Origin of the sequence: Stenotrophomonas sp. TWI1409 (genome assembly GCF_039673015.1) — a bacterium.
Lineage (GTDB): Bacteria > Pseudomonadota > Gammaproteobacteria > Xanthomonadales > Xanthomonadaceae > Stenotrophomonas > Stenotrophomonas maltophilia_A.
Genome location: NZ_JBDJKU010000009.1, coordinates 63,767 through 87,428 on the forward strand (window position 1 = coordinate 63,767; position 23,662 = coordinate 87,428).

The 23,662-nt window shown below is 66.3% G+C and carries 21 protein-coding genes and 1 tRNA gene; 9 read left to right on the forward strand and 13 right to left on the reverse strand.

Annotation, left to right across the window (positions count from 1 at the left end; all coding sequences use genetic code 11):
- Positions 1 to 130 precede the first annotated feature (130 nt).
- From ABE423_RS05175 to dtd, 8 genes are all read right to left on the reverse strand, one after another.
- Entirely contained in the window at positions 131 to 1,042 is a 912-nt protein-coding gene (locus ABE423_RS05175) for a DUF6387 family protein (protein WP_346485256.1), read from the reverse strand.
- Between the two features lie 560 nt (positions 1,043 to 1,602).
- On the reverse strand, positions 1,603 to 2,289 hold the full coding sequence (locus ABE423_RS05180) for a hypothetical protein (RefSeq protein WP_346485258.1): 687 nt from the start codon (positions 2,287 to 2,289) through the stop codon (positions 1,603 to 1,605).
- On the reverse strand, positions 2,289 to 2,519 hold the full coding sequence (locus tag ABE423_RS05185) for a hypothetical protein (protein WP_074899926.1): 231 nt from the start codon (positions 2,517 to 2,519) through the stop codon (positions 2,289 to 2,291). The genes ABE423_RS05180 and ABE423_RS05185 overlap by 1 nt, the downstream gene beginning before the upstream one ends.
- Positions 2,520 to 2,844: 325 nt before the next feature.
- Positions 2,845 to 4,059 carry an integrase arm-type DNA-binding domain-containing protein gene (locus tag ABE423_RS05190; protein ID WP_346485259.1) on the reverse strand — a complete coding sequence of 405 codons (1,215 nt, stop codon included), beginning with the start codon at positions 4,057 to 4,059 and terminating at the stop codon, positions 2,845 to 2,847.
- A gap of 176 nt (positions 4,060 to 4,235) precedes the next feature.
- Positions 4,236 to 4,311: transfer RNA gene (locus ABE423_RS05195), tRNA-Ile, on the reverse strand.
- 124 nt (positions 4,312 to 4,435) lie between these two features.
- On the reverse strand, positions 4,436 to 5,836 hold the full coding sequence (yjjJ, locus tag ABE423_RS05200; protein ID WP_065428852.1) for a type II toxin-antitoxin system HipA family toxin YjjJ: 1,401 nt from the start codon (positions 5,834 to 5,836) through the stop codon (positions 4,436 to 4,438).
- A 258-nt stretch (positions 5,837 to 6,094) separates the two neighbouring features.
- Entirely contained in the window at positions 6,095 to 7,948 is a 1,854-nt protein-coding gene (rpoD, locus tag ABE423_RS05205) for an RNA polymerase sigma factor RpoD (RefSeq protein WP_032128565.1), read from the reverse strand.
- Between the two features lie 90 nt (positions 7,949 to 8,038).
- On the reverse strand, positions 8,039 to 8,479 hold the full coding sequence (dtd, locus tag ABE423_RS05210) for a D-aminoacyl-tRNA deacylase (RefSeq protein ID WP_049401012.1): 441 nt from the start codon (positions 8,477 to 8,479) through the stop codon (positions 8,039 to 8,041).
- A 60-nt stretch (positions 8,480 to 8,539) separates the two neighbouring features.
- Here dtd and ABE423_RS05215 point away from each other — a divergent pair, with 60 nt between their 5' ends.
- From ABE423_RS05215 to ABE423_RS05230, 4 genes are all read left to right on the forward strand, one after another.
- Entirely contained in the window at positions 8,540 to 9,460 is a 921-nt protein-coding gene (locus ABE423_RS05215) for a lauroyl acyltransferase (protein ID WP_032128563.1), read from the forward strand.
- 87 nt (positions 9,461 to 9,547) lie between these two features.
- Positions 9,548 to 10,684 (forward strand): GTP cyclohydrolase II RibA, encoded by a 1,137-nt coding sequence (ribA, locus tag ABE423_RS05220; protein ID WP_125892204.1) that lies wholly within the window; start codon positions 9,548 to 9,550, stop codon positions 10,682 to 10,684.
- Between the two features lie 75 nt (positions 10,685 to 10,759).
- The gene (locus tag ABE423_RS05225) at positions 10,760 to 11,260 is read left to right on the forward strand and encodes a PH domain-containing protein (RefSeq protein ID WP_049401009.1); all 501 of its coding nucleotides are present in this window, start codon (positions 10,760 to 10,762) and stop codon (positions 11,258 to 11,260) included.
- Entirely contained in the window at positions 11,257 to 12,801 is a 1,545-nt protein-coding gene (locus tag ABE423_RS05230) for a PH domain-containing protein (protein ID WP_032128560.1), read from the forward strand. The genes ABE423_RS05225 and ABE423_RS05230 overlap by 4 nt, the downstream gene beginning before the upstream one ends.
- Positions 12,802 to 12,898: 97 nt before the next feature.
- Here the strand turns inward: ABE423_RS05230 and ABE423_RS05235 are convergent, their stop codons facing one another.
- The gene (locus ABE423_RS05235) at positions 12,899 to 13,957 is read right to left on the reverse strand and encodes a CDP-glycerol glycerophosphotransferase family protein (RefSeq protein ID WP_049461970.1); all 1,059 of its coding nucleotides are present in this window, start codon (positions 13,955 to 13,957) and stop codon (positions 12,899 to 12,901) included.
- Here ABE423_RS05235 and ABE423_RS05240 point away from each other — a divergent pair.
- Both ABE423_RS05240 and ABE423_RS05245 read left to right on the forward strand, forming a co-directional pair.
- Positions 13,956 to 14,774: a glycosyltransferase family 2 protein gene (locus ABE423_RS05240; RefSeq protein WP_107433229.1), complete on the forward strand. Its 819-nt coding sequence runs from the start codon at positions 13,956 to 13,958 to the stop codon at positions 14,772 to 14,774. The genes ABE423_RS05235 and ABE423_RS05240 overlap by 2 nt on opposite strands.
- Before the next feature lie 43 nt (positions 14,775 to 14,817).
- Positions 14,818 to 15,939 carry a glycosyltransferase family 4 protein gene (locus ABE423_RS05245; protein WP_125892196.1) on the forward strand — a complete coding sequence of 374 codons (1,122 nt, stop codon included), beginning with the start codon at positions 14,818 to 14,820 and terminating at the stop codon, positions 15,937 to 15,939.
- 18 nt (positions 15,940 to 15,957) lie between these two features.
- Here the strand turns inward: ABE423_RS05245 and ABE423_RS05250 are convergent, their stop codons facing one another.
- The 4 genes from ABE423_RS05250 to def form a co-directional block, all read right to left on the reverse strand.
- Positions 15,958 to 17,679, reverse strand: coding sequence for a glycosyltransferase family 39 protein (locus ABE423_RS05250; RefSeq protein WP_346485264.1), 1,722 nt, complete (start codon positions 17,677 to 17,679; stop codon positions 15,958 to 15,960).
- Positions 17,680 to 17,702: 23 nt separating this feature from the next.
- Positions 17,703 to 19,034: a 16S rRNA (cytosine(967)-C(5))-methyltransferase RsmB gene (gene rsmB, locus ABE423_RS05255; RefSeq protein WP_010481181.1), complete on the reverse strand. Its 1,332-nt coding sequence runs from the start codon at positions 19,032 to 19,034 to the stop codon at positions 17,703 to 17,705.
- A gap of 3 nt (positions 19,035 to 19,037) precedes the next feature.
- Positions 19,038 to 19,961 (reverse strand): methionyl-tRNA formyltransferase, encoded by a 924-nt coding sequence (fmt, locus tag ABE423_RS05260; RefSeq protein WP_346485267.1) that lies wholly within the window; start codon positions 19,959 to 19,961, stop codon positions 19,038 to 19,040.
- Positions 19,962 to 20,081: 120 nt separating this feature from the next.
- On the reverse strand, positions 20,082 to 20,594 hold the full coding sequence (gene def / locus ABE423_RS05265; protein WP_008267110.1) for a peptide deformylase: 513 nt from the start codon (positions 20,592 to 20,594) through the stop codon (positions 20,082 to 20,084).
- Between the two features lie 126 nt (positions 20,595 to 20,720).
- Between def and ABE423_RS05270 the strand changes: the two genes are divergently transcribed.
- The 3 genes from ABE423_RS05270 (at position 20,721) to ABE423_RS05280 (ending at position 23,629) form a co-directional block, all read left to right on the forward strand.
- The gene (locus ABE423_RS05270) at positions 20,721 to 21,854 is read left to right on the forward strand and encodes a LysM peptidoglycan-binding domain-containing protein (protein WP_346485269.1); all 1,134 of its coding nucleotides are present in this window, start codon (positions 20,721 to 20,723) and stop codon (positions 21,852 to 21,854) included.
- 130 nt (positions 21,855 to 21,984) lie between these two features.
- Positions 21,985 to 23,112, forward strand: coding sequence for a DNA-processing protein DprA (dprA, locus tag ABE423_RS05275; RefSeq protein ID WP_125892190.1), 1,128 nt, complete (start codon positions 21,985 to 21,987; stop codon positions 23,110 to 23,112).
- Between the two features lie 43 nt (positions 23,113 to 23,155).
- Positions 23,156 to 23,629 (forward strand): DUF494 family protein, encoded by a 474-nt coding sequence (locus ABE423_RS05280; RefSeq protein WP_005411195.1) that lies wholly within the window; start codon positions 23,156 to 23,158, stop codon positions 23,627 to 23,629.
- Positions 23,630 to 23,662: the final 33 nt, after the last annotated feature.

Below are 23,662 nucleotides of genomic sequence, written 5' to 3' on the forward strand. Positions count from 1 at the left end.
GGCGTCCGCACCCGCCCGGCTGTGTCCGGGCGGATGTAAAACTATGCACATAGCGCTTGCACTAGAAGGGCCAAATAAGGCCCTCATTCTTGTCCGGGCCATCGATGCTTACCGAAATTTCCGGAAAAACTCAGTCGCTAAAATCTTCCGACTTTTCGTCTTCCCGGGCTGCCTGCGCAGCAAGAGCATCAATTGTCTCCAGCGACGCCCAGGCCTTGGCGTTTGGCAGGAAAGTCTTGCGGACGTCATCTACTTCCACTCGTCTCATTGGTGGGAACGCCGCTTCACAAAGGTCCCCGTAGGTGATCCTCGCACCGGTGAGTTCCTTCCACTTGTTCAGCACGAGCAGCGGGACGTACGCGTTGCGCACCCACCTTTTGAAATCAGTGTCCGTAAATGACTTCTTCGCAGCCTGATGCCCTTGAAGAGCGCGCATCGCCTGAAGCCACCTGTCGAAGTCCTTTCGGAGTATTTCGTCAGGAGCTCGCATGTTGACAGAGAGCGTTCTACGCCTGGGCAGCCCGACCCCAGAACCTGAAGCTTCCCTTGAATCTCGCAACGAAACGAAGAAAGGCGTGTTGGCAAATTCATCTAGAGATTCCATTGCCTTAAGTGCTTTCCTCGATTCTTTGAATTCCCTCTTCGATTCAAGCTCAACCGCCGTCCTAATGCCGGCCAACAATTCAGGGCCATTCCTGATGTGTTCGAGCGTTGCACCCATATGCGCAACTGTCCAGTTGCTCAATGACTGTACGCTGCCAAAGTTAAAGGCATCCTTGTCGACGGCATAGTCCTGCTTCTTCCAATCGGCCCATCCCATGCCCTCGTCCTCTTGGAAGCTTATGAAGGTCGCCTCAAGCTCCCCCAGACTAACCCCGGCGTCTTCATCGTCAATTCGATAGAAATCTGGAATTTCATCAAGCAGCTGGCGAAGTCCACTGACTACCGTGAGCCAGCCATTGGCGTCCAAACCAGACAAGCGGTCGTATGCATCAAGATTGAACCAGTCGGGAATTCGGCTGGCGGGTTTGGGACGGGCCATGTAGTTGTTCCTCAATTCAAGCTGCCTCTTACTGAGGCCTTGCGTCCAGGGATGACAATTCGAAAGCAGGATGGTCGGACCTATCAGGGATCAGACATTGCACTGGAACCATGCGTCTACCGGCGTACTCCTCAACGGTGACCGATGCCAAGTCGCTGAGAGCACCCTCCAATTGCTCCATGGTGTAGTCAGCCCCCCTCTTGGATCCAAGGCCTCGCATCAGAACCTCCGTCAGCGGTGATCCAGCCCCAAAGAATCCATCGACAACGCCTCGCTGAGCGCTGTCCAGACTCCCCCCGTAAGCCTCAACTGCCGAGCAGACAATATCGGCCAGGTGGGCACTCTTGCTAGTGCGTGGGTCTGCTGCAGCCTCTTGGAGAGCTTGGAGGAACGCGATGCAACAGACCCGCCCCACCTCTCGGCCCATCAGATGCCCACGGGCTTCCGGCATCCGCCAGTAGTCCCCAACCTTGGCATGGCTCTGGCGGTAGAATGGCAAGCGATGGATGGGGTTTGCACGGTTCCGATTGAATCGGACCGGCCGCCTGAACCTACTTGCATTACTGGCCATGGTTGCCCTCCTGGCTATCTGTGAAGCGCTTCATGACGGTGGCAACGTCCTTCTCCCATTGGTGCATCCATGCCTTTGCCCTTCGCCGCGCGGTCGAAACTGAAATAGGGCGTCCGGCCTGTGCGGCCTCCTGCAGCATCCGCTCTGAGATACGCGTCAAGTTGTCCAGATCAGCTTGGCGGTCTTTGGCAGCCAAGGCTCTGTCCCTCGTCTTCTGCTGGCGACGCAATCGACTTTCAGCCCTCTCAGCCGCTGCTTCCGTGGCTAGTCTGTCTCTCTCGAGGACAGACTTAGGAAACGCGAGTGGGAGCATCCGATCCGTGTCCGAGATAGCGGTCGCATACCAATGAACGCCGTGTCGGTGGTGATACAGCGGCTCCTTGAAGAGGTCTGGCCATCCAAGCTCAAATGGTTCTTCATCCAGCGGATGCCAACCTAGCTCTCTGCCACGAGTGAGGAGACTGGCTGCAGAAACGCACTCAACAATCACTTCACCGCGCTCGCCGTGATAGCAAAGCCGGAACTTGTGGTCGATTCGAGCAGCAAGCCAGTCTATGCTGCATAGCTGATGTCCGATCAAAGTTCGGATCGGTACGCCAGCTTCAAGCAGCGCCTCAATACGGACTTCGAGTACATCCTTTTGCTGCCCCGCCGTCGCTACAGTCGAGCTGAGCATCACAGCACCTCCTGCATCGCGTTTCCTGCAGTAGAGGCCCGCTCGCGGATCATGCTGATGGCAGCAGCTATCGGAGCCGGGAAATCGGCCTCGAACATCGATTGCTCGTTGAAGAGCAGTTGGCAGATTCCCTCAATGTCACCCATGGCAAGGCTTGCTGAGTTCAGTGCCTGGAAAAGGGCATCTTCCCTGCTCAGGGCCGTCGACTCGCCTTGATTGCGCTTAGCCATTGGCGCGCCCCCAAAATTCGAGGGCCAACGCGGCGGCAAAAAGTGCGAGGCAGACCCGGTAGGTATTGAGGTCATCGTTGGCGCTAAGCCAACTGTGGCAAGCGCGGACGATCCTGCTGCTGGCCAGTACGTCCGAAAGTGCGGGCCGGATTTCGGCCGAGCGCGCCCGTTCAGGCGCAACAAGTACAATGCTGCAATCCATGATCGACTCTCCAATAGTCGGTTGTGGTAGGCCGAGCTAGGGGTTCCCGCCCCTTTCTCGGCCGCTTTGTTTATGCGGCTGTGCTTCTTTGTCCGGCCCTCCTTAAAGGCCTATCTCCGGTGGTTAGGCGCGCTTGGCTTTGAAGGCCAGCACGTTCGGTTCTGCAACGCGCAGCTGGTCGAGATAGTCAGACCAGGCCTGCATCATCTTCCGGCGTTCCGGCAGGTGGGTTGCTCGGTTGTAGGCCCGCCCAAGCGGATCCTTTACGGCATGCGCTAACTGGTGTTCGATGTAGTCCGGACGGTAGCCAAGCACCTCATCCAGAACCGTTCTTGCCATCGCTCGGAAGCCATGGCCAACCATCGTGTCTGAGTCGAAGCCGAGGTTTCGGAGCGCCGCGTTCATCGTGTTCTCGCTCATTGGCTTCAGCGAGCTGCGGACGCCAGGAAAGACAAATTCGCTCCGCTTCGTATACGGGTGCAACTCCCGGAGAACCTCAACGGCCTGATCTGACAGAGGGACGATGTGCGGCGTTTTGGTCTTGCTAGTGACATAGCGCCACTCTGCAGCATCGAGGTCGATGTCAGCCCACTTCGCCTGCCTAAGCTCCCCAGGGCGAACAAACACCATTGGGGCCAGCTTTAGAGCGGCTTGCGTGACCAGTGCCCCCTGGTAGCCCCACAGCGCGCGCAGGAGGCCTCCTATAACGGCAGGATCAGTCACGCTGGCAAAGTGCTTGGTCTGAGGCTGTTCAAGCGCTCCTGTCAGGTCCTGAGCGGGATTTCTGTCAGCACGCCCCGTAGCTATGGCGTAGCGGAAGACCCGCCCAGCATGTGCCCGGGCGCGATGCGCGGTTTCTACAACACCGCGCTGTTCCAACTTCCGCAGCGCAGCCAGCAGTACGGGGGCGGTGATGTCCCCAATAGGCAAATCCGCCAGTCCAGCCAGATCCTTCTCGATCAGCCGACGCTCACGCACAACCGATCCAGGGGAAAGGCCCTCCTTCGTTCGCTTGGCGAGCAACTCCAAGCCGATGGCTCCGAAGGTGTTCGCGGCCCGTTCTCCTTGGACTGCCTTTTCGACCCTGGCCACTTGAGCGGGATTAGCCCCGCCGCGCAGGAGCGAGCGCAGACGGTCGCGTTCGACGCGGGCAGCCTGCAGCGACATCGACGGGTACTCATCGAGCGTGACGATGCTGGCCTTTCCCAGATAGCGGTAGCGGTAGCGCCACACCTTGGCTCCCGAGGGGCGCACTTCAATGCACAAGCCGTTGGCATCAGCCACACGGAAGGGGCTGGCCTTTGGCTTGAGCGAGCGCAACTTGGTGTCGGTCAGCATGTGAGTCGAGCGCCTGTGAGTCGTCTAGGGGCGTCTAGCCCGCTGACACACAGCCTGACTCACTTTTTTTGTGGATGCAAGTGGATGCCGCTGGACGGCTATGGATCCGTCGCAGCGCTGAAATCAAGCGACTCAAGGACTTCGCGGACGTCTCTGGACTTCGCTGGACGTCAATGTGGTGGGCCCACCAGGATTCGAACCTGGAACCAAGGGATTATGAGTCCCCTGCTCTAACCGTTGAGCTATAGGCCCTGCGCAGCTTTACAGTGTAGTGGAGCCTGCGCTCAACCGGCTACCCGCCGGCGCCAAGACACACTGAAAAACCCTCAGCCATCGCTGCGCAACGCCACGCGCCCAGGCTTGCGCAACAGCTGGCTCACCCAAACCGCGCGCCCATCTCCCGCACCCGCTCGGCGTTCGCCCCCGCCAACGACCGCATTGCCGGCGACTGGATCCGCCCGTCAACAGCCACGCACTGCCAGAATGCTTCAGCCACCGGTGCCGCCCAGCGCAGATGCTGCAGATCACCACTGCCCAGCGGCGCGACCGGCGACAGCGGCTCGTCCGCGCGCAACACGCCCAGCTTTGACGGCGCCAGCGACATCGGCAGCATGTCGTAGACCGGCGCCAGCGGCAGCGGGCCGCGATCAATGAAGTGGAAGGCGATGTTGCCGTGGTGCATGTCGCTGTTGCCGATCAGCCGCCCGAACGCGTGACGTCGGCCCATCGCCTGCACGGTGTCGGCCGTCAGCCAGCCTTGATCACGCAGTTCGGCGCCTGCAACCGGCCACGCTGGGGTGACCTCGCCGGTGAACGCAGACGATAGCGACAGCAGCGAGACCAGGCCTCGCCGCCCCAGCAGATCGGGCGTGCGGTCGAAGCGCTCGATTTCCAGGAAGGTGTGCGTGGGCGACTGCAGCAGTTCGCTGGACGCCGCGGCTTGTCCGGACTCGCGCAGGGCCTCAAGCGCCAGATGTTCGCAGACCAGCAGATCGCTCCAGCGCTGGGCGGCGGCGCCTTCATCGGGCTGCGCGAACTTGACCAGGACCGAGCGGCGCCTGCCGTAGGCCTCTACGGTGGCGGTGAACTTGGGTTGCTCGCCACCCGGCGAGGAGCCCACGTCCTCTCCGTCCAGCGCAGCACGCGCACGCTCGCGATACTGTGCAAGACGATCGTCGGCCGCAACCCGATCGATCGGCACCTGCAACGTCTCCATCGCCGCCTCCACGGCGGCGGTACCGAGCAGCAGATCGCCCGCTTCAGTCCCGCCAGCGGTTACCAGGGCCATCAACACATCGTCCGGTTGCCAGCTCTTGAGGTCCTTCGGCAGGCCGAGCGCCTGCGCACGGCCATGGGCGAAGCTGCGACCAAGAAATCCCTGCGGTCGCAGGTCATCCAGGTACCACGGCAAGTCAGGAAAGAAGGCGGCAACGTCACCTTCGGGCGCGCGTCGCAGGTTCGGACAGTCAGGCCCGGCATCGACGTGGAAGCCGCCTCCTACCAGCGCAATTACCCGCCCCAGCTCCTCCAGCGTCGCATCTTCGCGCAACCGGTACAGCGGCCATTCGCTGCCGGCCCGGGTGGGCCGCCGCAGCGCATAGGCGGTTGCCCGGGTGCTGCCCATGCGCACCACCTGCGGGCCACTGGCGGCCACCAGCCGGCTGAGCGCCATCCGGTCCACCCCCAGACGTTCGGCCAGCGCCGCGGCAGGTAGCGGCTGGCCGGGGGCCAGCTGAGCGATCAGATCCAGTACCTGTGGGCGTTGAGCGCGTGGCATGTGCATTACGTAATACGAAATTTGTTACGTAATTAGCATCAAAAAAGCGGGACTGCAAGCGCGGCCGTGCACCTATGAGCTTGAAAATAATGGGTATATTCACGAAGAGCCAGCTTCGACGCGGGCCTTCCGTTACATTACTTGTTACGTAATCATAAGCCTCAGCCGAGCATGGGCCGGCCTTTGCAGGGATATGGTGGGCAAAGAAAAACCCCGCCGAAGCGGGGTTTCTCTCAACGCTTCAACAGCCGCTGGAAATCAATCGATATCCAGGAAGCTGCGCAGCTGCTCCGAGCGGCTCGGGTGACGCAGCTTGCGCAGGGCCTTCGCTTCGATCTGGCGGATGCGCTCGCGGGTCACGTCGAACTGCTTGCCGACTTCCTCAAGGGTGTGGTCGGTGTTCATGTCGATGCCGAAGCGCATGCGCAGCACCTTGGCTTCCCTCGGGGTGAGGCCGGCCAGCACGTCGCGCACGGTTTCAGACAGATTGATGTTGGTGGTGTTCTCGATCGGGGACTCCACGTTGGTGTCCTCGATGAAGTCGCCCAGATGGGAATCCTCGTCGTCGCCGATCGGGGTTTCCATCGAGATCGGCTCCTTGGCGATCTTCATCACCTTGCGGATCTTGTCTTCCGGCATGTCCATTTCCTTGGCCAGCTCCTCCGGCGTAGCCTCGCGGCCGTACTGCTGGAGCATCTGGCGGGAAATGCGGTTCAACTTGTTGATCGTCTCGATCATGTGCACCGGAATACGGATGGTGCGCGCCTGGTCGGCGATCGAGCGGGTGATCGCCTGGCGGATCCACCAGGTGGCGTAGGTCGAGAACTTGTAACCGCGGCGGTACTCGAACTTGTCCACGGCCTTCATCAGGCCGATGTTGCCTTCCTGGATCAGGTCGAGGAACTGCAGGCCGCGGTTGGTGTACTTCTTGGCGATCGAGATCACCAGGCGCAGGTTGGCCTCGACCATTTCCTTCTTGGCCTTGCGCGCCTTGGCTTCACCGTAGGCCATGGCACGGCTGATTTCCTTCAGCTCTTCCAGGTCCAGCTGGGTCAGCTTCTCGATGTCGATCGTCGCCTGCTGTTCGGCGATGATCTGGTCCTTCACTTCGCGCAGGGCCGAAGACCACTTCTGCTTGCGCTTCAGCGCATCTTCCACCCATTCCAGATTGGTCTGGTTGCCTTCCCAGGAACGGATGAAGTCCTTGCGCGGCATGCGGGCGGTGACGGTCGCCAGATTCAGCACGCGGCGCTCATGGGCCTTGATCGACGCCATGGTGTCGCGCAGCTGCTTGGTCAGCACGTCGGTCAGCGGCAGCGGCAGCTTCAGGGTGACGAACACCGCCGACATCTCTTCGCGCAGGCGCGGCAGGTTCTTCTTGTCGCCCTTGGTGGCGGCCTTTTTGAAGGCATTGAAGGCATCGCTCAGCGCCTGCATGCGCGCAGCGACTTCCTCCGGGTCCGGACCGGTCGGTGCGGCTTCTTCCTCGCCACCCTCGACATCATCGTCCTCGTCCTCGTCGCCTTCGGCGTCGGCATCATCGCTGTCATCGGACGCGGCAGCGGCCGGCGCAGGCACTTCATCGGCCAGATCGTTGAAGCCGACGATCACTTCGGCCAGGCGCTTCTTGCCTTCCTTGTGGGCTTCGTAGTCGGTCAGCAGCGACTCGACCGAGACCGGGAACTGGCCCAGGGCGGCCTGGACCTGCGAAAGGCCTTCCTCGATGCGCTTGGCGATGGCGATTTCGCCTTCGCGGGTCAGCAGCTCGACGGTGCCCATTTCGCGCATGTACATGCGCACCGGGTCGGTGGTACGGCCACCTTCGGTGTCGAGCGCGCTCAGCGCGGCGGCAGCTTCTTCGGCCGCGGTGTCATCGACTTCGCGGTTACCGGTGTTGCCATCGTTGAGAAGCAGGGTTTCCACATCCGGCGCAACTTCATGGACATCGATGCCCATGCCGTTGATCATGCCGATGATGTCTTCGATCTGTTCCGGGTCGACCATGTCGTCCGGCAGATGGTCATTGACTTCGGCGTAGGTCAGGTAGCCCTGTTCCAGGCCCTTGCTGATCAGTTGCTTGATTTCGGATTGGGCAGGACGTTCGTTGGCCATGTAGTGCTCGCGCCACCGGCTAGGGAGAAATAGGGAACGTAGCATTATACCAGCCCGGGGCCCCGCCTGCCGGGCGGTGGTCCCGCAGGCTCAGGGCCTGAGAAGGAAGGTCACGGGACCGTCATTGACCAGGCTGACGACCATATGGGCACCAAATCGGCCCGTTTCCACCCCTGGTGCGTGATTTTCACGACAGATCTCGACAAATCGATTGAACCCGCGTTCAGCCTCGTCCGGCGGTGCGGCGCTGGTGAAGCTGGGCCGCATGCCCGAACGGGTATCGGCCGCCAGGGTGAACTGGCTGACCAGCAGCAGGCCGCCGCCGGTGTCGCGCAGCGAGCGGTTCATCTTCCCGGCCTCGTCGGCGAACACCCGGTAGCCCAGCAGGCGCTCGGCCATGCGCCGCAGCTGGGCCTCGGTATCGCCCGGTTCCATGCCCACCAGCGCCAGCAGGCCCGGACCAATCTGGCCGACCGCTTCGTCATCGACGTGGACGGCAGCCTGGCTGACACGCTGGATAAGGACGAGCATCGTGGGCTCCAATGAACGGGGCCGGCCACGATAGCAGCGCCCTTGGCTAAACTGGCGCAGATGAATCCGCAACGCAAAGCCCGGCTGGTCTACCGCGCCACCACCCTGTTCGCCCGCCTGCCCTGGCCGCTGCTGCGGGGAATCGCCCGTGCCCTGTCCTGGACCTGGATCAGTCTCAACGCCCGTGAGAGCCGCGTCACCCGACGCAACCTGGAGCTGGCCTACCCGGACCTGGACCGCGCCACGCGCGACCGCCTGCACCGGGAGCTGCTGCGCTCCACCGCCCTGCAGGCCATCGAGACCCTGCGCCTGTGGAGCCAGGCGCCGGCCGACAACCTGCGCCTGCACCTGAAGCAGCGCCACGGCGAGGCCCTGTACGACGCGGCCCTGGCCAGCGGCAAGGGCGTGATCGTGGCCGCACCTCACTTCGGCAACTGGGAGCTGCTGAACCAGTGGCTGGCCTCGCGCGGGCAGATCGCCATCGTCTACAAGCCACCGGAGGACGAGGCCAGCGATGCCTTCCTGCAGCTGGTGCGGGGCGGCCAGAACGTACAGCAGGTGCGCGCCGAAGGCCCGGCCGTGCGCCAGTTGTTCAAGGTACTCAAGGACGGCGGTGCCACCGGCATCCTGCCCGACCAGCAGCCCAAGGCAGGCGACGGCGTGTTCGTGCCGTTCTTCGGCGTGCAGGCGCTGACCATGACCCTGGTCAACCGGCTGGCCGAGCGCACCGGCGCCACCGTGCTGTACGGCTGGTGCGAGCGCATCGGGCCGGACATGGAATTTGCCCTGCACATCGAGCCGACCGACCCGGCCGTGGCCGACCCGGACCCGCAGGTGGCCGCCACCGCGCTCAATGCCGGCATCGAGCGCATTGCGCGCCGCGATCCTGCCCAGTACCAGTGGACCTACAAGCGCTATACGCTGCGGCCACCGGGCAGCGGCGAGGAAGACCCGTATGCGACCGAAGAGCATCCGCACTGACGGCTGCCGCACTCAGGCCCACCTGGCACCTGCGACCGGCGGCCGCACCACGTTGAATACGACGCCGGCGCCCCCATAGAGACTGCGATGTCCGCCTCCCCCGGTCCTGCCATGCCTGCTGCCTCTTCCCTGTTCGGCGATCCCGCCGCGATCCGCTGCGAACGCGCGGTGGCCGAACTGCGCGCCGGTCGCCCGGTGCTGCTCCACGATGGCCAGGGCCAGCGCCTGGCGGTGATCGCACTGGACAGCGCCACCGCCAGCAGCTTCGCCACGTTCGCCAGCGCCGCGCGCGAGCGCCACTACCTGTTCCTGACCGCTACCCGCGCCCGCGTGCTTGGCGTGGAGGCCCCGGAAGGAGCACGCCTGCCGCTGGCGGGTATTGCCTTCGATGCCCTGCCCTCGCTGGGCTACCTGCGTGAACCGGGCCCGATGCCGGACGGCTGGAGCGCCGGTGACGCCTTCGATGCAGGCGCGGTGGAACTGGCCCGCCTCGGCCTGTTGCTGCCGGCGATGGTGGCGGTGCGCCTGGACGCCGAAGACCGCACCTTCGATGGCGCGGCCGAGGTTGCGCTGTGCGACCTGGCCGAGGGCGCAGCACATGCCGCGCATGACTACGAACTGGTGGCGCGTTCGCCGGTACCGCTGCGCGATGTCGGCATGACCACGTTCGCGGTGTTCCGTGGTGGCGTCGCCCAGCGTGACCAGGTCGCGATCATCGTCGGCGAACCGGATCTGTCGGCGGTGGTACCGGTACGCGTGCACTCCTCGTGCCTGACCGGCGACCTGTTCGGTTCGCTCAAGTGCGACTGCGGCGACCAGCTGCGGCGCGGCCTGCGCAAGCTGAAGGAACTGGGCGGCGGCGTGCTGCTGTACCTGGACCAGGAAGGCCGCGGTACCGGCATCGCGGCCAAGATGCGTGCCTATGGCTACCAGCATGACGGCCTGGACACCATCGATGCCGATGCACAGCTCGGCTTCGGCGCCGACGAACGGCGCTACGGCAGCGCGGTGGCGATGCTGCGCGGCCTGGGCATTTCGCGTGTGGCCCTGCTCAGCAACAACCCGACCAAGGCGCAGCGCCTGCGCAATGCCGGCATCGAAGTGCTGGACTGCATTCCGGTCACCGGCGAGATCACCGCCGAGAACGAACACTACCTGCGTACCAAGGCCGATCGTGCCGGCCACATGCTGGATGTGGACGCGCTGATCCAGGCTGCCCAGTAACGCAGCCGACCTGCTACCGTCTGCGCGGTGCGGCCACGGCCGCCACCGCCCGCCCTGCCACCTGACGGAGCCCGCGTGACCGACGTTCCCCTTACTGCTCCGACCACCGATGCCTGGCAGTCGCTGCCGCGCCGCGCCGCGCGGCTGGCCGCACTGGAAGGTGCCTTCGGCGGCCTGTTTGTGCCGGGCCTGCCGCTGGCCGCAGCCGCGTGGTTCTTCGACCTGCCCGGCGGCCTGTGGACGGCCGCCCTTGGGCTGCTGATCGGCATCGTCTTCGGCGCCTGGCTCGGCCGCCGGCGCCTGGTCCGCACCCGCTGGCGGCTGGATGCCCAAGGGCTGGGCCTGCGCCGCGACCTGATGTGGCAGCTGGAAACGCGCATCCCCATTTCGCGCGTGCAGCACCTGGACCTGCGCCGTGGACCACTGGAACGCCGTGCTGGCCTGGCCACGCTGATCGTGCACACCGCCGGCACCCGCATGAGCGCGGTGACCGTCAGCGGCCTGGACGAGGCGGATGCCGAGCGCCTGCGCGATACCCTGTCCCACCAGCTCGACCAGGACGCCGACGCCCTGTGAGCCTGCCACCGCCTCTGCCTGCAGCACTGCCCGCCGGTGGCGAGGACCACCGCCTGCATCCGTGGTCGTGGTTGTTCGTACTGTTGATGCAGTTGCGCCATTACTTCCTGCCGCTGGTGGCACTGCTGGTGTTCGGCCAGCGCGGCGACCGCGACCCGATGTGGGCGCAGCTGATTCCGCTGACGGCAATTGCCGCACTGGTACTGGTGTCGGTGCTGCAGTACCTCAGCTACCGCTACCGTATCGGCAGTGATGCGATCACCGTGCGCAGCGGTCTGCTCGCGCGCAACCGGCGCGAGATTCCGTTCGCGCGCATCCACAACGTGGAGGTGCGACAGAACCCGCTGCACCGTCTGTTTGGTGTGGCCGAGCTGCGCCTGGAATCGGCCGGTGGCGTGCGCCCGGAAGCGGAGATGCGGGTGCTGAAGCTGGACCAGGCGCTGGCGCTGGAACGGCTGGTCCGCCAGCGCGGGCAGGCGCCGCAGGCCGCCGGCATCACCGAGCCCGACCCGGTTGCCAGCACCGCGACTGAGAACGAGCAGGTACTGCTGCGCCTGTCGAGTTGGGACGTGGTACGCATGGGCCTGCTCTCCAACCGCGGCTGGGCGCTGGCGATCGCCGCGTTCGGCGTGCTGTTCCAGACCGTGCCACGGCCGGTGATGGACGATGCCCTCCAGCGCGGTGGACGCGAAGCCTTTGGCTACGCCAGCCATCTGCACCCCGGCGTGACCGGCGCGTTTCTGCTGCTGGCTGCCGCGCTGCTGCTGGGCTGGCTGGCGCTGCGCGTGCTGTCGGTGGTGCTGACGCTGCTGCGCTACCACGGCTTCACCCTCAGCGAGCAGGACCGACGCCTGACCGTATCGGCCGGTCTGCTCAGCCGCACCCGCAGCAGCGTGGCGCGCCGGCGCATCCAGGCCTGGACGCTGCGCGAAGGTACTTTGCAGCGCTGGTTCGGGCTGCGTCAGCTGCGCATCGACAGTGCCGCCGGTGGCCCCGCGCGCGATGAGGACCGCGCCCTGCGCGAACTCGCGCCGCTGGCGTCCAGTACACGTTGTGAGCAGCTGGTGCAGCACCTGCTGCCGCAGCTGCAGTGGCCTCCGCTGCAATGGCAGTCCATTCCGCAGCGCGGCTGGTGGCGGCTGTGCCTGGGCGCACTGGTGCTGGTGCCGCTGCTGGCTGCGGCCGCGTACTGGCGCTGGGGCCCATGGGGCCTGCTGGTGCTGGCGTGGCTACCGGTGGCGCTGCTGGTCGCGCACCGGCAGATGGCACGCATGGGCTGGTACCTGGACGAACACTATGTGGCGGTGCGCGGCGGCTGGTGGAAGCGCTGGTGGCGCTGGGCCGAGCTGGACAAGGTGCAGGGCCTGCGCCTGCAACGCTCGCCGCTGGACAAACTGCTGGGCACCAGCAGCCTGCAGCTGGATACCGCCGGCGCGCATGGTGATGTGGCGCTGACGCTGCATCATCTGCCGCAGGCACAGGCCCAACAGGTGATGGATCAACTGGCCGCGGCGCTGGCGCGGCGCAAGCTGCGCTGGTAAGCACTATAGGTCGTGCCGATCGCCGGCCGGCAACTGCCGCCATTCCCGAGGTTGCCGGCCAGCGGCCGGCACTACCGCGAGCGGGTTCAGCGAGGCATCAGCGCTGCGACGGGCCCCAATACCCCAGGTCCTTGCGGATCTGCAGATCGCGCACCCAGCTGCCGAATGGCTTGCGCCGCAACGCACCCATTTCACCGGACAGGAAATCCTCGGTGGCCGCGATCACCCGTTCACTGGAGCGGCCATCGCGGTAAGGGTGGATGGCATCGGCGTAGCGCACGATTTCCGCCTGCAGCGCGGCGTCCGGGTGCAGCGCGCGCTGCAGCATCGCCTGCAGCTGCGCAGGATCATCGAAGTCGATCATGTGCGGCTTCGGCACGCGGTTGCGGAAGGTCACCACCGGCTTGTGCTGCACGATGAACTCCGAAACGATCGATGAGGTGTCCGACACCAGCACATCGGCGGCACGCTGCGCGGCCATCACCTGCTCCGGCTCGATGAAGCGGGCATTGGCACCGGCCAGCGCGCGGTAGCGTTCGAACAGTTCCGGTGGGCACTTCGGGTGCAGGGTCAGCAGCCAGTAGTGGTCACCGGCGGCGATATCAGCGGCGATCTGCGCATGCAGGTGCGGGGCCGCGCTGAGCCGCTCGGTGAAGGTGGAACCGAACAGGATCACCGGGCGGTCACCGGCCGGTGCGCGCAGCGCGGAACTCTCGCCTCCGTCATCGCGGAACAGCGGGTCCAGCTTCGGCCAGCCAGTCTCGGCCACGGCGAAGTGGCCCTGCAGGCTGGCGATCTCGCGGAACGGTGCGGTCGTGGCCGGCCCCTGCGTGCAGTACAGGTCGAACATGCCGCGCACCCGGAAGTGGCCGCGCGCACTGTCCCGCTTCTCCACGTTGAAGCCATGGAACAGCTGCACCTTGGCCCCCGAAAGGAAGGTCGGCACCCAGTTGGCCGCGCTGAACACCGCCCGCGGACGCATTGCCAGGGCCTGCTTCAGGCCCACGTTGGGCACCCCCGGCAGGCTGCTGCCGGCCGCGCCGTCCTCGAACCAGGCCGCCACCTCCTGCCCGGACGCGTGCAAGGCCTGCGCCAACGGGGCGAGAATAGGCAGCGCATAGCGCTCCGTCGCAAACAACAGGTACCCGGCCATCATGTCCTCCACGACCGCTCCCATCGAACGGCCTCGCATCTCGGCGTGCATTATCGCGTTCAACGAGGCCGGGCGCATCGGCGACTGCCTGGCCTCGCTGGCCTTCTGCGATGAGATCGTGGTGGTGGACTCGCAGTCCACCGATGCCACCGTAGCCATCGCCGAGTCCGCCGGTGCCCGCGTGCTGCAGCGCCGGTTCGAGGGCTTCCGCAGCCAGAAGGCGTTCTGCGTCGAGCAGGCCAGCCACGACTGGGTGCTGTGCCTGGACGCCGACGAGCGCATCAGCCCCGAACTGCGCACGGCCATCGAGCAGGCCCGCGACGGTGGCTTCGGCGGCCAGGCCGGCTATCGCTTCGCCCGCCTCTCGGAGTACTTCGGGAAGTTCCTGCGCCATGGCAATGCCTACCCGGACCGGGTGATGCGCCTGTTCGACCGCCGCCGCGGCGGCTGGCGCGGCAAGCGCGAGATCCACGAGGCGGCCAGTGTCGACGGCAGTGTGGGCACCCTGCGCGGCGACCTGATCCACTATCCGTACCGGTCATTGCAGCAGCAGCTGGCCAAGACCGAGAAGTACGCGCGGATGATGGCCGAGCACGAGTTCGCACGCGGCAAGCGGGCCACGCTGGGCAAGCTGGTGCTGGCGCCGGCCTGGCGGTTCTGGCGCGGCTTCCTGTTCCGTGGCGGCTTCCGCGACGGCTGGCATGGTCTGGTCTACGCCTACGTCCGCGCCAACTACGTGCGGCAGAAGACCATCATGCTGTGGATGCTGGGCAATGGACAGGCGGTGGCCGACCCGGCACCTTCCGCGGACCAGCCTTGACCACGCTGTGTCACACTGCGTGGGCGTTGCCTGAAGACCCCCCATGAAAATCCTGTACACCAACTTCCACTACGGCGACGGTGGCGGCCACACCACGTACATCGTCTCGCTGGCGCGTGCGCTGCACGGCCAGCACACGCTCCACGTCGCCGCGCCGGCCGACAGCCGCCTGCTGCGGACCATGGCCGATGAAGGCATTGCCCGCACACTGCCGATTGCGTTCGGCAGCGGCCTGCCAACGCTGCCCCGGCAGCTGGCCGAACAGCGCGCGCTGCGCAGGCTGGTGCACGATGAAGGCATCGACCTGATCCATGTCAACGGTGCACGCGACCACCGCTTCGTGATGCAGGGGCTGCTGGGCATGCGCCGCCCGCCGATCGTGCTGACCAAGCACAACAGCAAACCCACCAATACCTTTGGCAATGCGCTGCGCGCACGCTGGGCCACCGATCGGCTGATCGCGGTCTCGGCCGACACCAAGCGCCTGCTGGAACAGGGCCCGTACCGTCGCTGCCCGATCGACGTGGTCCGCAATGGCGTTGACCTGGAGCGCTACTCACCGCAGCCGGCCGGCACCGGCAGCGCGCTGCGCCAGCAGTGGACGCAGGATCCACAGGCGCTGGTGCTGGTCAGCAATGCCGGCACCGACGATTACAAGGGCTGGATCGACCTGGCCCGGGCCATCGCACGGCTGCCCGATGCGGTGCGTCCGCATGTGCACATGGCCGTGGCCGGCCACCTGCCCAGCGCGCAGCAGCGCGAACAGGTGCAGGCGCTGGGCGAGGTGGCCGCGCAGGTGCACTTCACCGGCCTGCTGGCCGATACCCGTGTCCTGATCGCGGCCGGCGATGCTGGCTTCGTACTGTCCCATGACGTCGAGACGATCTCCTTCGCCTGCCGCGAGATGATGGCCAGCGCCAAGCCGATGCTGGTCAGCGACTACGCGGGCCTGCCGGAGAACATCGAACAAGGCGTCGATGGCTGGGTGGTTGCCACACGCGACATCGACGCCATCGCCGCCCAGGTACAGGCGCTGTACGCACAGCGCGATGCGCTGCCGGAACAGGGCCGCGCAGCACGCCGCCATGCACAGCGGGAGTTCGGCCTGCAGACATTCGCCGACGCCACGCTGGCCAGCTATCACGCCGCCCTGGCCAGCACCTGAGCCACGTTCCCCGAACGCTCAATCGGTGATGCCGGGCCCCTGCAGGCGGCGCTCGTGCTCGAGTTCCGCCACTGACGGCCGGCAGTCGCCGGCGACCGCATCGGCAGGCACCAGCCACCAGCGGCGACGATTGGAAATGCCCGCCATCTCGGCCCGCGCACGATCGATGCAGGCCTGCATCGCATCCTCGTTCACCAGCAGCCAGCGTCGCTGCGGAACCAGCCGCTGCCAGCGCACGGCCGCCTGCAGCTGTTGATGCCAACGTGCTTCGAATCCAAAGGTGGCCGCCGGGCGATCAGCCATCAGCAGGTTCTGCTCTTTCCATGCCACCAGTCCCAGCTCGGCCTGCGGACCGATGCGTGCACTCACTTCACGCATCAGGCCACGGGCCGAGCTGGAGTCGTTCAACACCGGATAGCCGACCAGGCTGTACAGCACCCAGACTCCTGCCAGGGTAGAGGCCAGGGCAACGTGCCGACGCTGGCGCCCGCACACCCACAGGCTCAAGGCCGACCAGACCGCCATCGCCAGCGCCGCCCAGGCCAGCGCATCGGTGGCACCGGGAAGCAACCCGCGGCCATGAGTAAGGCGCACTTCGAAATCCGGATCACCCAGCAGCGCCAGCGCACCGACCAGCCCCAGCGCCAGTGCCAGCAACGCGGTGAATGCGCCCAGCACGCGCTGCACATCGCGCCGCCTCAGCAGCCCGGGCAGCAACGGCGCCAGCGCCAGGCAGAACATCGGCAATGCCGGCAGGATGTAGACGTCGCGCTTGCCGTGCGGAAGGGAGAAGAACAGCACGACCAGCAGCCACCAGGCCAACGGCAGCAGGTAGCGCGCATCGCGCCGGCGCAGCCGCCGGAACCAGGCCGGAAGCGCCCAGGGCAGCAGCAGAAACGCGGGAATCCACATCGACGGCATGATCGCCAGGAAGTACCACCACGGCTGGTGATGGTCCCAGGACTGCGTATAGCGCCGCGCGGTCTGCCGGAACAGGATGTCGTCCATGTAGGCGCGGTACGGCTCCGAACCGGTGGCGAAGCCTGCCAGCAGCATCGGCGCCAGCCACAACGACACCGCCAGCAGGAAGGCCAACGGTGCCAGCCAGAAACGCAGGTCGCGCACGTGCAGGCGTACCCGTGGCCAGTGCAGCACGGATGCGACTGCCGCCGGCACGATCATCATCAGCGCCAGCACGCCTACGCCCTTGGTGATCACACCAATGCCGGCAAAGAACCAGCCCAGCCACCACCAGCGCCAGGCCGGACCCAGCAGCAGATGGCGCAGCAGGCCGTAGTTGGCCAGGGTGATGAACAGCACCACCAGCGGATCGATCTGCGCCTTCTTCGCCTGGAAGGTGAAGTGCAGCGCGAACAGCAGTGCCCAGCCCGCGTACAGCCCCACCTGGCGCGTCCACAGGCGGCGGCCGAGATCGACCACGCACCACAGCGTGCCCAGCGCGGCCAGCAGCGAGGGCAGCAGGAACGCCACCCGCCAGTGGCCGACCAGGCTGTACATCGCCGCCTGCAACCACATCAGCATCGGCGGCTTGTCCGAATAGAGCTCGGGGCCGCGATGCGGGAACAACCAGTAGCCACTGTCGACCATCTGCTTGGCCACCAGCGCGAAACGTGGCTCGTCCGAGGGCCACGGATCACGGAGGCCCAGGCCGGCCCCCAGCACCAGCAGGGCCATCACCACCAACAACCACGTCTGGCGCGACGCGTGGGCTTTCAGCATGGGACTCGAAACGGCAGCGGGGGTCAGGCTGCTTTTAACAGACGCGCGTAGAAGAAACCGTCAGCATCGTTTTCACCCGGCAGCCTCTGGCGCGCCACCCCTTCGCAATCCACGCCGAATGCATCGCCCAGCGGCTGCGCCACGGCATCCGGATGCCACTTCAGGAACGCGCGCACCTGATCGATGTTCTCGGCGCGCAGGATCGAACAGGTGGCATACAACAGCACGCCGCCCGGGCGCAGCATCGACCAGCAGGCTTCCAGCAGGCGCGCCTGCACGCCGACCAGTGCATCGATGTCTTCGGCGCGACGGTGGAACATCACATCCGGCTGGCGGCGGATCACGCCGGTCGCCGAGCACGGCGCATCAAGCAGGATCGCGTCGAACGGCACGCCATCCCACCAGGCGCCCGGATCACTGGCATCTGCCGCCAGGGTCTGCGCATGCTCGCCCACGCCGGTACGGGTGTAGGTATCGCGTGCACGGGCCAGGCGGCGCGCGTCGATATCCAGCGCCAGCAGGCGCAGGCTGGGGTCGCGCTCGAGCAGGTGCGCCGACTTGCCGCCGGGGGCCGCACAAGCATCCAGCACGCGGGCACCGGCCACCGGGGCCAGCGCATCGGCGGCACACTGCGCCGACAGGTCCTGCACCGAGATCGCGCCCTCGGCGAAGCCGGGCAGCTGATTCACGGCAACCGGAGAGGCCAGGCGCAACGCGTCGGCACTGAGCGGACTGGCTTCTGCGGCAATGCCGGCTTCGGCCAGCGCGGCCAGTGCCTTGTCACGACCGCCCTGCTGGCGGTTGGCGCGCAGCCACAGTGGCGCCGGTTGCAGGCTGGCGCTGAAGATCGCGTCGGCCTGTGCCGGCCAATCGCGTTCCACCGCATCGGCCAGCCATTCCGGGAAGGCATCGCGCGCTGGCTGCTCCGGGAAACCTTCGCGCTGCGCGCGGCGCAGGATCGCATTGACCAAGCCCGCCTGGCGCTCACGGCCCAGTGCACGCGCGGCATCGACGGTGGCCGACAGCGCCGCGTGCGCCGGCAGCTCCAGCACGTCCAGCTGGGCGAACCCGACCATCAGCAGCGTGCGCAGATCGGCATCACGCGCCGACAGCGGCTTCTGCATCCACGACTGCAGCGCCGCGTCATAGGTGCTGCGGCGGCGCAGGACGGCGAAACACAGGGCTTCCAGCAGCGCACGGTCGCGGCTGTCGGCCAGCTTCGGCAGCGCCCAGGCCAGTTCGGCCTTCAGCGAACGGCCACGGGTGAACACCTGTGCCAGCACACGTGCGGCCAGCATGCGCGTGGCCGCGCCCGGCGCCGCCTTGGCGACGGAGAAATCGTTCTGCTTCGACACCGCTTATGCCCCCACGCGCAGATCGCGGCGGGCGTTGAGGTAGTCGGCCGCAGTAATCGCCTTGCCACCTTCCCGCTGCAGCACGCGCAGGCGCAGTGCGCCCTGGCCACAGGCGATGTCAATGCCATCGCGGCTGGCCGCCAGCACCGTGCCCGGCGCCTGGCCGTGGGCCTCATCCAGCGCCACCGCGCCATGGATGCGCACCCGCTCGCCAGCCAGCGTCGCCTCGGCGATCGGCCACGGATTGAAGGCGCGCACGGTGCGTGCCAGCGCCCCTGCATCCAGCGCCCAGTCCAGACGGGCCTCGGCCTTGTCCAGCTTGTGCGCGTAGGTCACGCCCTGCTCCGGCTGCGGCCGCGCGATCGGCTTGATGCCGGCCCGCAGCAGGCCCAGGCCGTCGGACAGCACCTGCGCGCCCAGTTCCGCCAGCTTGTCATGCAGCTGGCCACCGGTATCGGTGGCCGCGATCGGCAGCTCCTGGTGCAGCAGCACCGGGCCGGTATCCAGGCCGGCCTCCATCTGCATCAGGCAGACGCCGGTCTTCGCATCGCCGGCCTGGATCGCGCGCTGGATCGGCGCGGCACCGCGCCAGCGCGGCAGCAGCGAGGCATGCACGTTCCAGCAGCCGTGGGTCGGAATGGCCAGCACCGCCTTGGGCAGGATAAGGCCATAGGCCACCACCACCATCAGGTCCGGCTGCAGGTCGCGCAGCTGCTGCTGGGCGGCTTCATCCTTCAGCGATTCGGGCTGGTAGACCGGAATGCCACGGACCACGGCTTCAAGCTTGACCGGCGACGGCGCCAGGCCACGGCCACGGCCGGCCGGACGATCAGGCTGGGTGTAGACGGCCACGACCTCATGGTGGCGCGCAGCCGCGCGCAGCGACGACACCGCGAATTCCGGCGTACCGGCAAAGACAATCCTCATGGCTACCCCACTTGCAGGATGGATTCGTGCAGGAAAGAAAACGGCGCCGTCGGCCGGCGCCGTACAGCCCGCGCGCGTCGCGCAGGCACGGGCCACCCGATGGGCGGCCCGGATTGGCGATCACGCCACGTGCTTGCGCTGCTTGGCCAGCTTCTTGCGCACCATCTCGCGCTTGAGCGGCGACAGATAGTCGATGAACAGCTTGCCGTCCAGGTGATCCATCTCGTGCTGGATGCAGGTGGCCAGCACTTCGCCGGCTTCCAGCTGCTGTTCCTGGCCGTTGCGGTCCAGGTACTTCACGGTGATGGTATCGGCGCGGGTCACGTCGGCGAAGATGCCCGGAACCGACAGGCAGCCCTCCTGATACACCCGGCCTCCGTCCTTGGCGACGATTTCCGGGTTGATGAACACATGCGGTTCATTCTTTTCTTCGCTGACGTCGATGACCATGAAGCGCTTGTGCACGTCCACCTGGGTGGCGGCCAGGCCGATGCCCGGGGCGTCGTACATGGTCAGGAACATGTTGTCGATCAGTTCCTGGAAGGCCGGCGTGGTGACTTCGGCGGCTTCGATCAACGCAGCCTTGGTACGCAGGCGCGGATCGGGGAACTCGAGAATGGGGAGAAGGGCCATGGCTGTTTCCGGATAGGGGGCCGGCACGCCGGCATACGTCGCAGATTCTAGCTCCAACGCTTGCCTTGCGCCCCGGTTTCTGGACTATAGTGCGCGGACCTGTTGGGGAATCAGGGCTTCACACCTATGTTGCTTCGTTTTCGTACGGTCGTCGCCGCGGCGATGCTGACCGTGGCTGCCTATGCTACCGCCGTGGAAGTGAATGGCGGGCACCCGGACACCTATGTGGTCCGAAAAGGGGATACGTTGTGGGATATCGCCGCACGTTTCCTGCAGAAGCCGTGGCTGTGGCCGGAGATCTGGCAGGCCAATCCGCAGATCGCCAATCCGCACCTGATCTATCCCGGTGACGTGCTCAGCCTGGCCTATCTGGACCGGGTGACCGTCGCTGCCAAGCCCGGCCCGCGCCAGGAAGCCCCGATCGATGCCATTCCGCTGGCCCAGGTCGAGCCGTTCCTGAAGCAGCTGAGCGTGATCGACAGCATCGAGCAGCTACCCTACGTGGCCGGCCTGGAAGAAGAACGCCTGCGCGTCACCAGCGGCAGTGCGGTCTACGTGCGCCTGGCCGACGCCCAGCTGGGCCAGCGCTGGGCCGTGGTCCGCCCGACCGTGCGCTACGCCCAGCCCAAGCCGACCGAGGACCTGACCGCCAACGGCGACGTCACCCCCGGCAGCGGCAACCTGTGGCGGGCCTACAACGCCCCCAACCACCGCCGCGGCATACTCGGCTATGAGCTGGCCCAGGTCGCCACCGGCACCATCACCCATGTCGCCGGCGGCAAGGTCGAGGCGTCCACCCTGGTGCTGGACAAGAACGAAGGCGGCCGCGAGGTGCGTGCCGGCGACCGCCTGGTCCCGGTCGAGGCCAAGCCGTACGACCTGCAGTTCGTCCCCCATGTCCCGGCCGCCGGTGTCGAGGGCGTCGATGTGCGCGTGCTGGCCGTCACCGACATGTTCACCGCCGCTGGCCCGCGCGATGTGATCGCGATTTCCGCAGGTCGCGCACAGGGCGTGGACAACGGCACCGTGTTCTCGCTGTGGCGCCCGGGCCGCCACGTGGCGCACCGCATGAAGTACCCCACCTCGTCGCGCATGGACGATTCGCTCAGCACCGGCGCCGGCCGGGTTTCGCTGCCGGACGAATACGCCGCGCACGCCATGGTGTTCCGTACCTTCGACAACGTCAGCTACGCGCTGGTGATGCAGGGCGTGAAGCCGGTACGCGTGGGGTTCAACGCACTGCACCCGGACGCGAAGTAACCAGTCCCGGGTTGCCCGGCCACTGCAGGTAGTGCCGGCCGCTGGCCGGCAGGCACCTCCGGCAAAACCTGACAGCCACATGCGAAGGCGCCCTAGGGCGCCTTTGTTGTATGCGCTCGATAGTGGGGAGATGACCAACCAAGCTGACGAGGCGCTGCTGCGCCTGTTGATGGCAGGCGGCGCGCTGGCGCCACGGCGGGCACTGCTGCAGGCCGCAGGCAGCGCGGAGATTGCGATCGCGCAGGGCGCCGCGAACTGGCGCGCGCACGGCTGCACGCCCGAGCAGTGCGCCGCGCTGGAATGCCCGGACACCCGGGCCTGGGCCGTGGCACGGCGCTGGCTGGAAGACGACAACCAGCACCTGCTGGCCTTCACCGATCCGGCATTCCCCCCGCCCCTGCTGGATGTCCCGAACCCACCCCTGGCGCTGTTCATCGCCGGCGACCCCAGCCTGGCCTGGCGCCCGTCGGTGGCGCTGGTCGGCAGCCGCTCGCCGACGCCGGGCGGACGCGCCCTGGCCGCCCGGTTTGCCGGCTGCTTCGTCGAAGCCGGGCTGGCGGTGACCAGCGGCCTGGCGGCAGGCATCGACGCGGCCGCCCACCAGGCCACGCTGGACGCCGGTGGCTGCACTGTGGCGGTGATCGGCACCGGCCCGGACCGGGCTTACCCGGACAGCCACGCCAGGCTGCAGGCCCGGATCGCCACCGAAGGCGCAGTGCTCAGCGAATACCTCCCGGGCACACCGGCACGCCCCGGTCACTTTCCAGCCCGCAACCGCCTGGTGGCCGGGCTGGCGCTGGCGACGGTGGTGGTCGAGGCCGCCCAGCGCTCCGGCGCATTGATCACCGCACGCCTGGCCGCCGAGGCCGGCCGCGAGGTCTGTGCCCTGCCCGGTTCGGTACTCAACCCACGCGCCGCGGGCTGCCACCGGTTGATCCGCGAGGGTGCCGCACTGGTCGAGCGCCCGGAGGAGGTCCTTGAACTGCTGGCGCCCGCCCTTCGCCAGCAGCTGCCGGGCTTGCAATCACGGCTCGCCACCCCCACTGAACAGGCACCGCCGGCACTCCTGCCGGCGCGCTGGGCCGACGACCCTGACTACCAGAGCTTGTGGCGGGCCCTGGACCACAACCCAAGCGGTATGGATTCACTGATCACGCGCTGTGGATTGACGGCGCCCCAGGTGTCCTCCATGCTGCTGGCCATGGAACTGGCGGGAATCGTGGTGTGCGTACACGGCCGCTACTGTCGAACTCCCTAGTTTCTTCACCTCCACAGCGTCGCGCGACGCAGGCCGAGGGGCAATGAAAGAGAGCATCCTGGACGTACTGCTGTACCTGTTTGAACACTATTTCAGCGAAGATGCGGACCTGATCCGTGACCGCGATTCGCTCCAGAACGGCCTGATCCAGGCCGGTTTCAGCCCAACCGAGATCAACAAGGCATTCGACTGGCTCGATGCCCTGGCCGCGCAGCGGCCGAGCGTGGCCCAGGCACGGGTCGATGGCCCCGTGCGCGTCTACCACGGCCCCGAGCTGGACAAGCTGGACGTGGAATGCCGTGGTTTCCTGCTGTACCTGGAACAGCACGGCATCCTCGACGCCGACCAGCGCGAGCTGGTGCTGGACCGGGCCATGGCCCTGGACCAGGACGAACTGGACCTGGACGACCTGAAGTGGGTCGTGCTGATGGTGCTGTTCAACCAGCCCGGCTCCGAGGCGGCGTACGCCTGGATGGAGACGCAGATGTTCATGGACGAGCCAGAACCCCTGCACTGACCGTACACTTGGGGGCATAGCGCATTCAGGAGC

Bases quoted from the DNA above. Each gene is read 5' to 3' on its own strand.
- yjjJ (WP_065428852.1), bottom strand. From the start codon at position 5,836: ATGCCACGCGCTCAACGCCCACAGGTACTGGATCTGATCGCTCAGCTG.
- ABE423_RS05175 (WP_346485256.1), bottom strand. From the start codon at position 1,042: ATGGCCCGTCCCAAACCCGCCAGCCGAATTCCCGACTGGTTCAATCTT.
- ABE423_RS05215 (WP_032128563.1), top strand. From the start codon at position 8,540: ATGAATCCGCAACGCAAAGCCCGGCTGGTCTACCGCGCCACCACCCTG.
- fmt (WP_346485267.1), bottom strand. From the start codon at position 19,961: ATGAGGATTGTCTTTGCCGGTACGCCGGAATTCGCGGTGTCGTCGCTG.
- ABE423_RS05280 (WP_005411195.1), top strand. From the start codon at position 23,156: ATGAAAGAGAGCATCCTGGACGTACTGCTGTACCTGTTTGAACACTAT.
- dtd (WP_049401012.1), bottom strand. From the start codon at position 8,479: ATGCTCGTCCTTATCCAGCGTGTCAGCCAGGCTGCCGTCCACGTCGAT.
- ribA (WP_125892204.1), top strand. From the start codon at position 9,548: ATGTCCGCCTCCCCCGGTCCTGCCATGCCTGCTGCCTCTTCCCTGTTC.
- def (WP_008267110.1), bottom strand. From the start codon at position 20,594: ATGGCCCTTCTCCCCATTCTCGAGTTCCCCGATCCGCGCCTGCGTACC.
- ABE423_RS05270 (WP_346485269.1), top strand. From the start codon at position 20,721: ATGTTGCTTCGTTTTCGTACGGTCGTCGCCGCGGCGATGCTGACCGTG.
- ABE423_RS05245 (WP_125892196.1), top strand. From the start codon at position 14,818: ATGAAAATCCTGTACACCAACTTCCACTACGGCGACGGTGGCGGCCAC.
- ABE423_RS05185 (WP_074899926.1), bottom strand. From the start codon at position 2,519: ATGGCTAAGCGCAATCAAGGCGAGTCGACGGCCCTGAGCAGGGAAGAT.
- ABE423_RS05250 (WP_346485264.1), bottom strand. From the start codon at position 17,679: ATGCTGAAAGCCCACGCGTCGCGCCAGACGTGGTTGTTGGTGGTGATG.
- ABE423_RS05190 (WP_346485259.1), bottom strand. From the start codon at position 4,059: ATGCTGACCGACACCAAGTTGCGCTCGCTCAAGCCAAAGGCCAGCCCC.
- ABE423_RS05180 (WP_346485258.1), bottom strand. From the start codon at position 2,289: ATGCTCAGCTCGACTGTAGCGACGGCGGGGCAGCAAAAGGATGTACTC.
- dprA (WP_125892190.1), top strand. From the start codon at position 21,985: ATGACCAACCAAGCTGACGAGGCGCTGCTGCGCCTGTTGATGGCAGGC.
- ABE423_RS05235 (WP_049461970.1), bottom strand. From the start codon at position 13,957: ATGATGGCCGGGTACCTGTTGTTTGCGACGGAGCGCTATGCGCTGCCT.
- ABE423_RS05240 (WP_107433229.1), top strand. From the start codon at position 13,956: ATGTCCTCCACGACCGCTCCCATCGAACGGCCTCGCATCTCGGCGTGC.
- rpoD (WP_032128565.1), bottom strand. From the start codon at position 7,948: ATGGCCAACGAACGTCCTGCCCAATCCGAAATCAAGCAACTGATCAGC.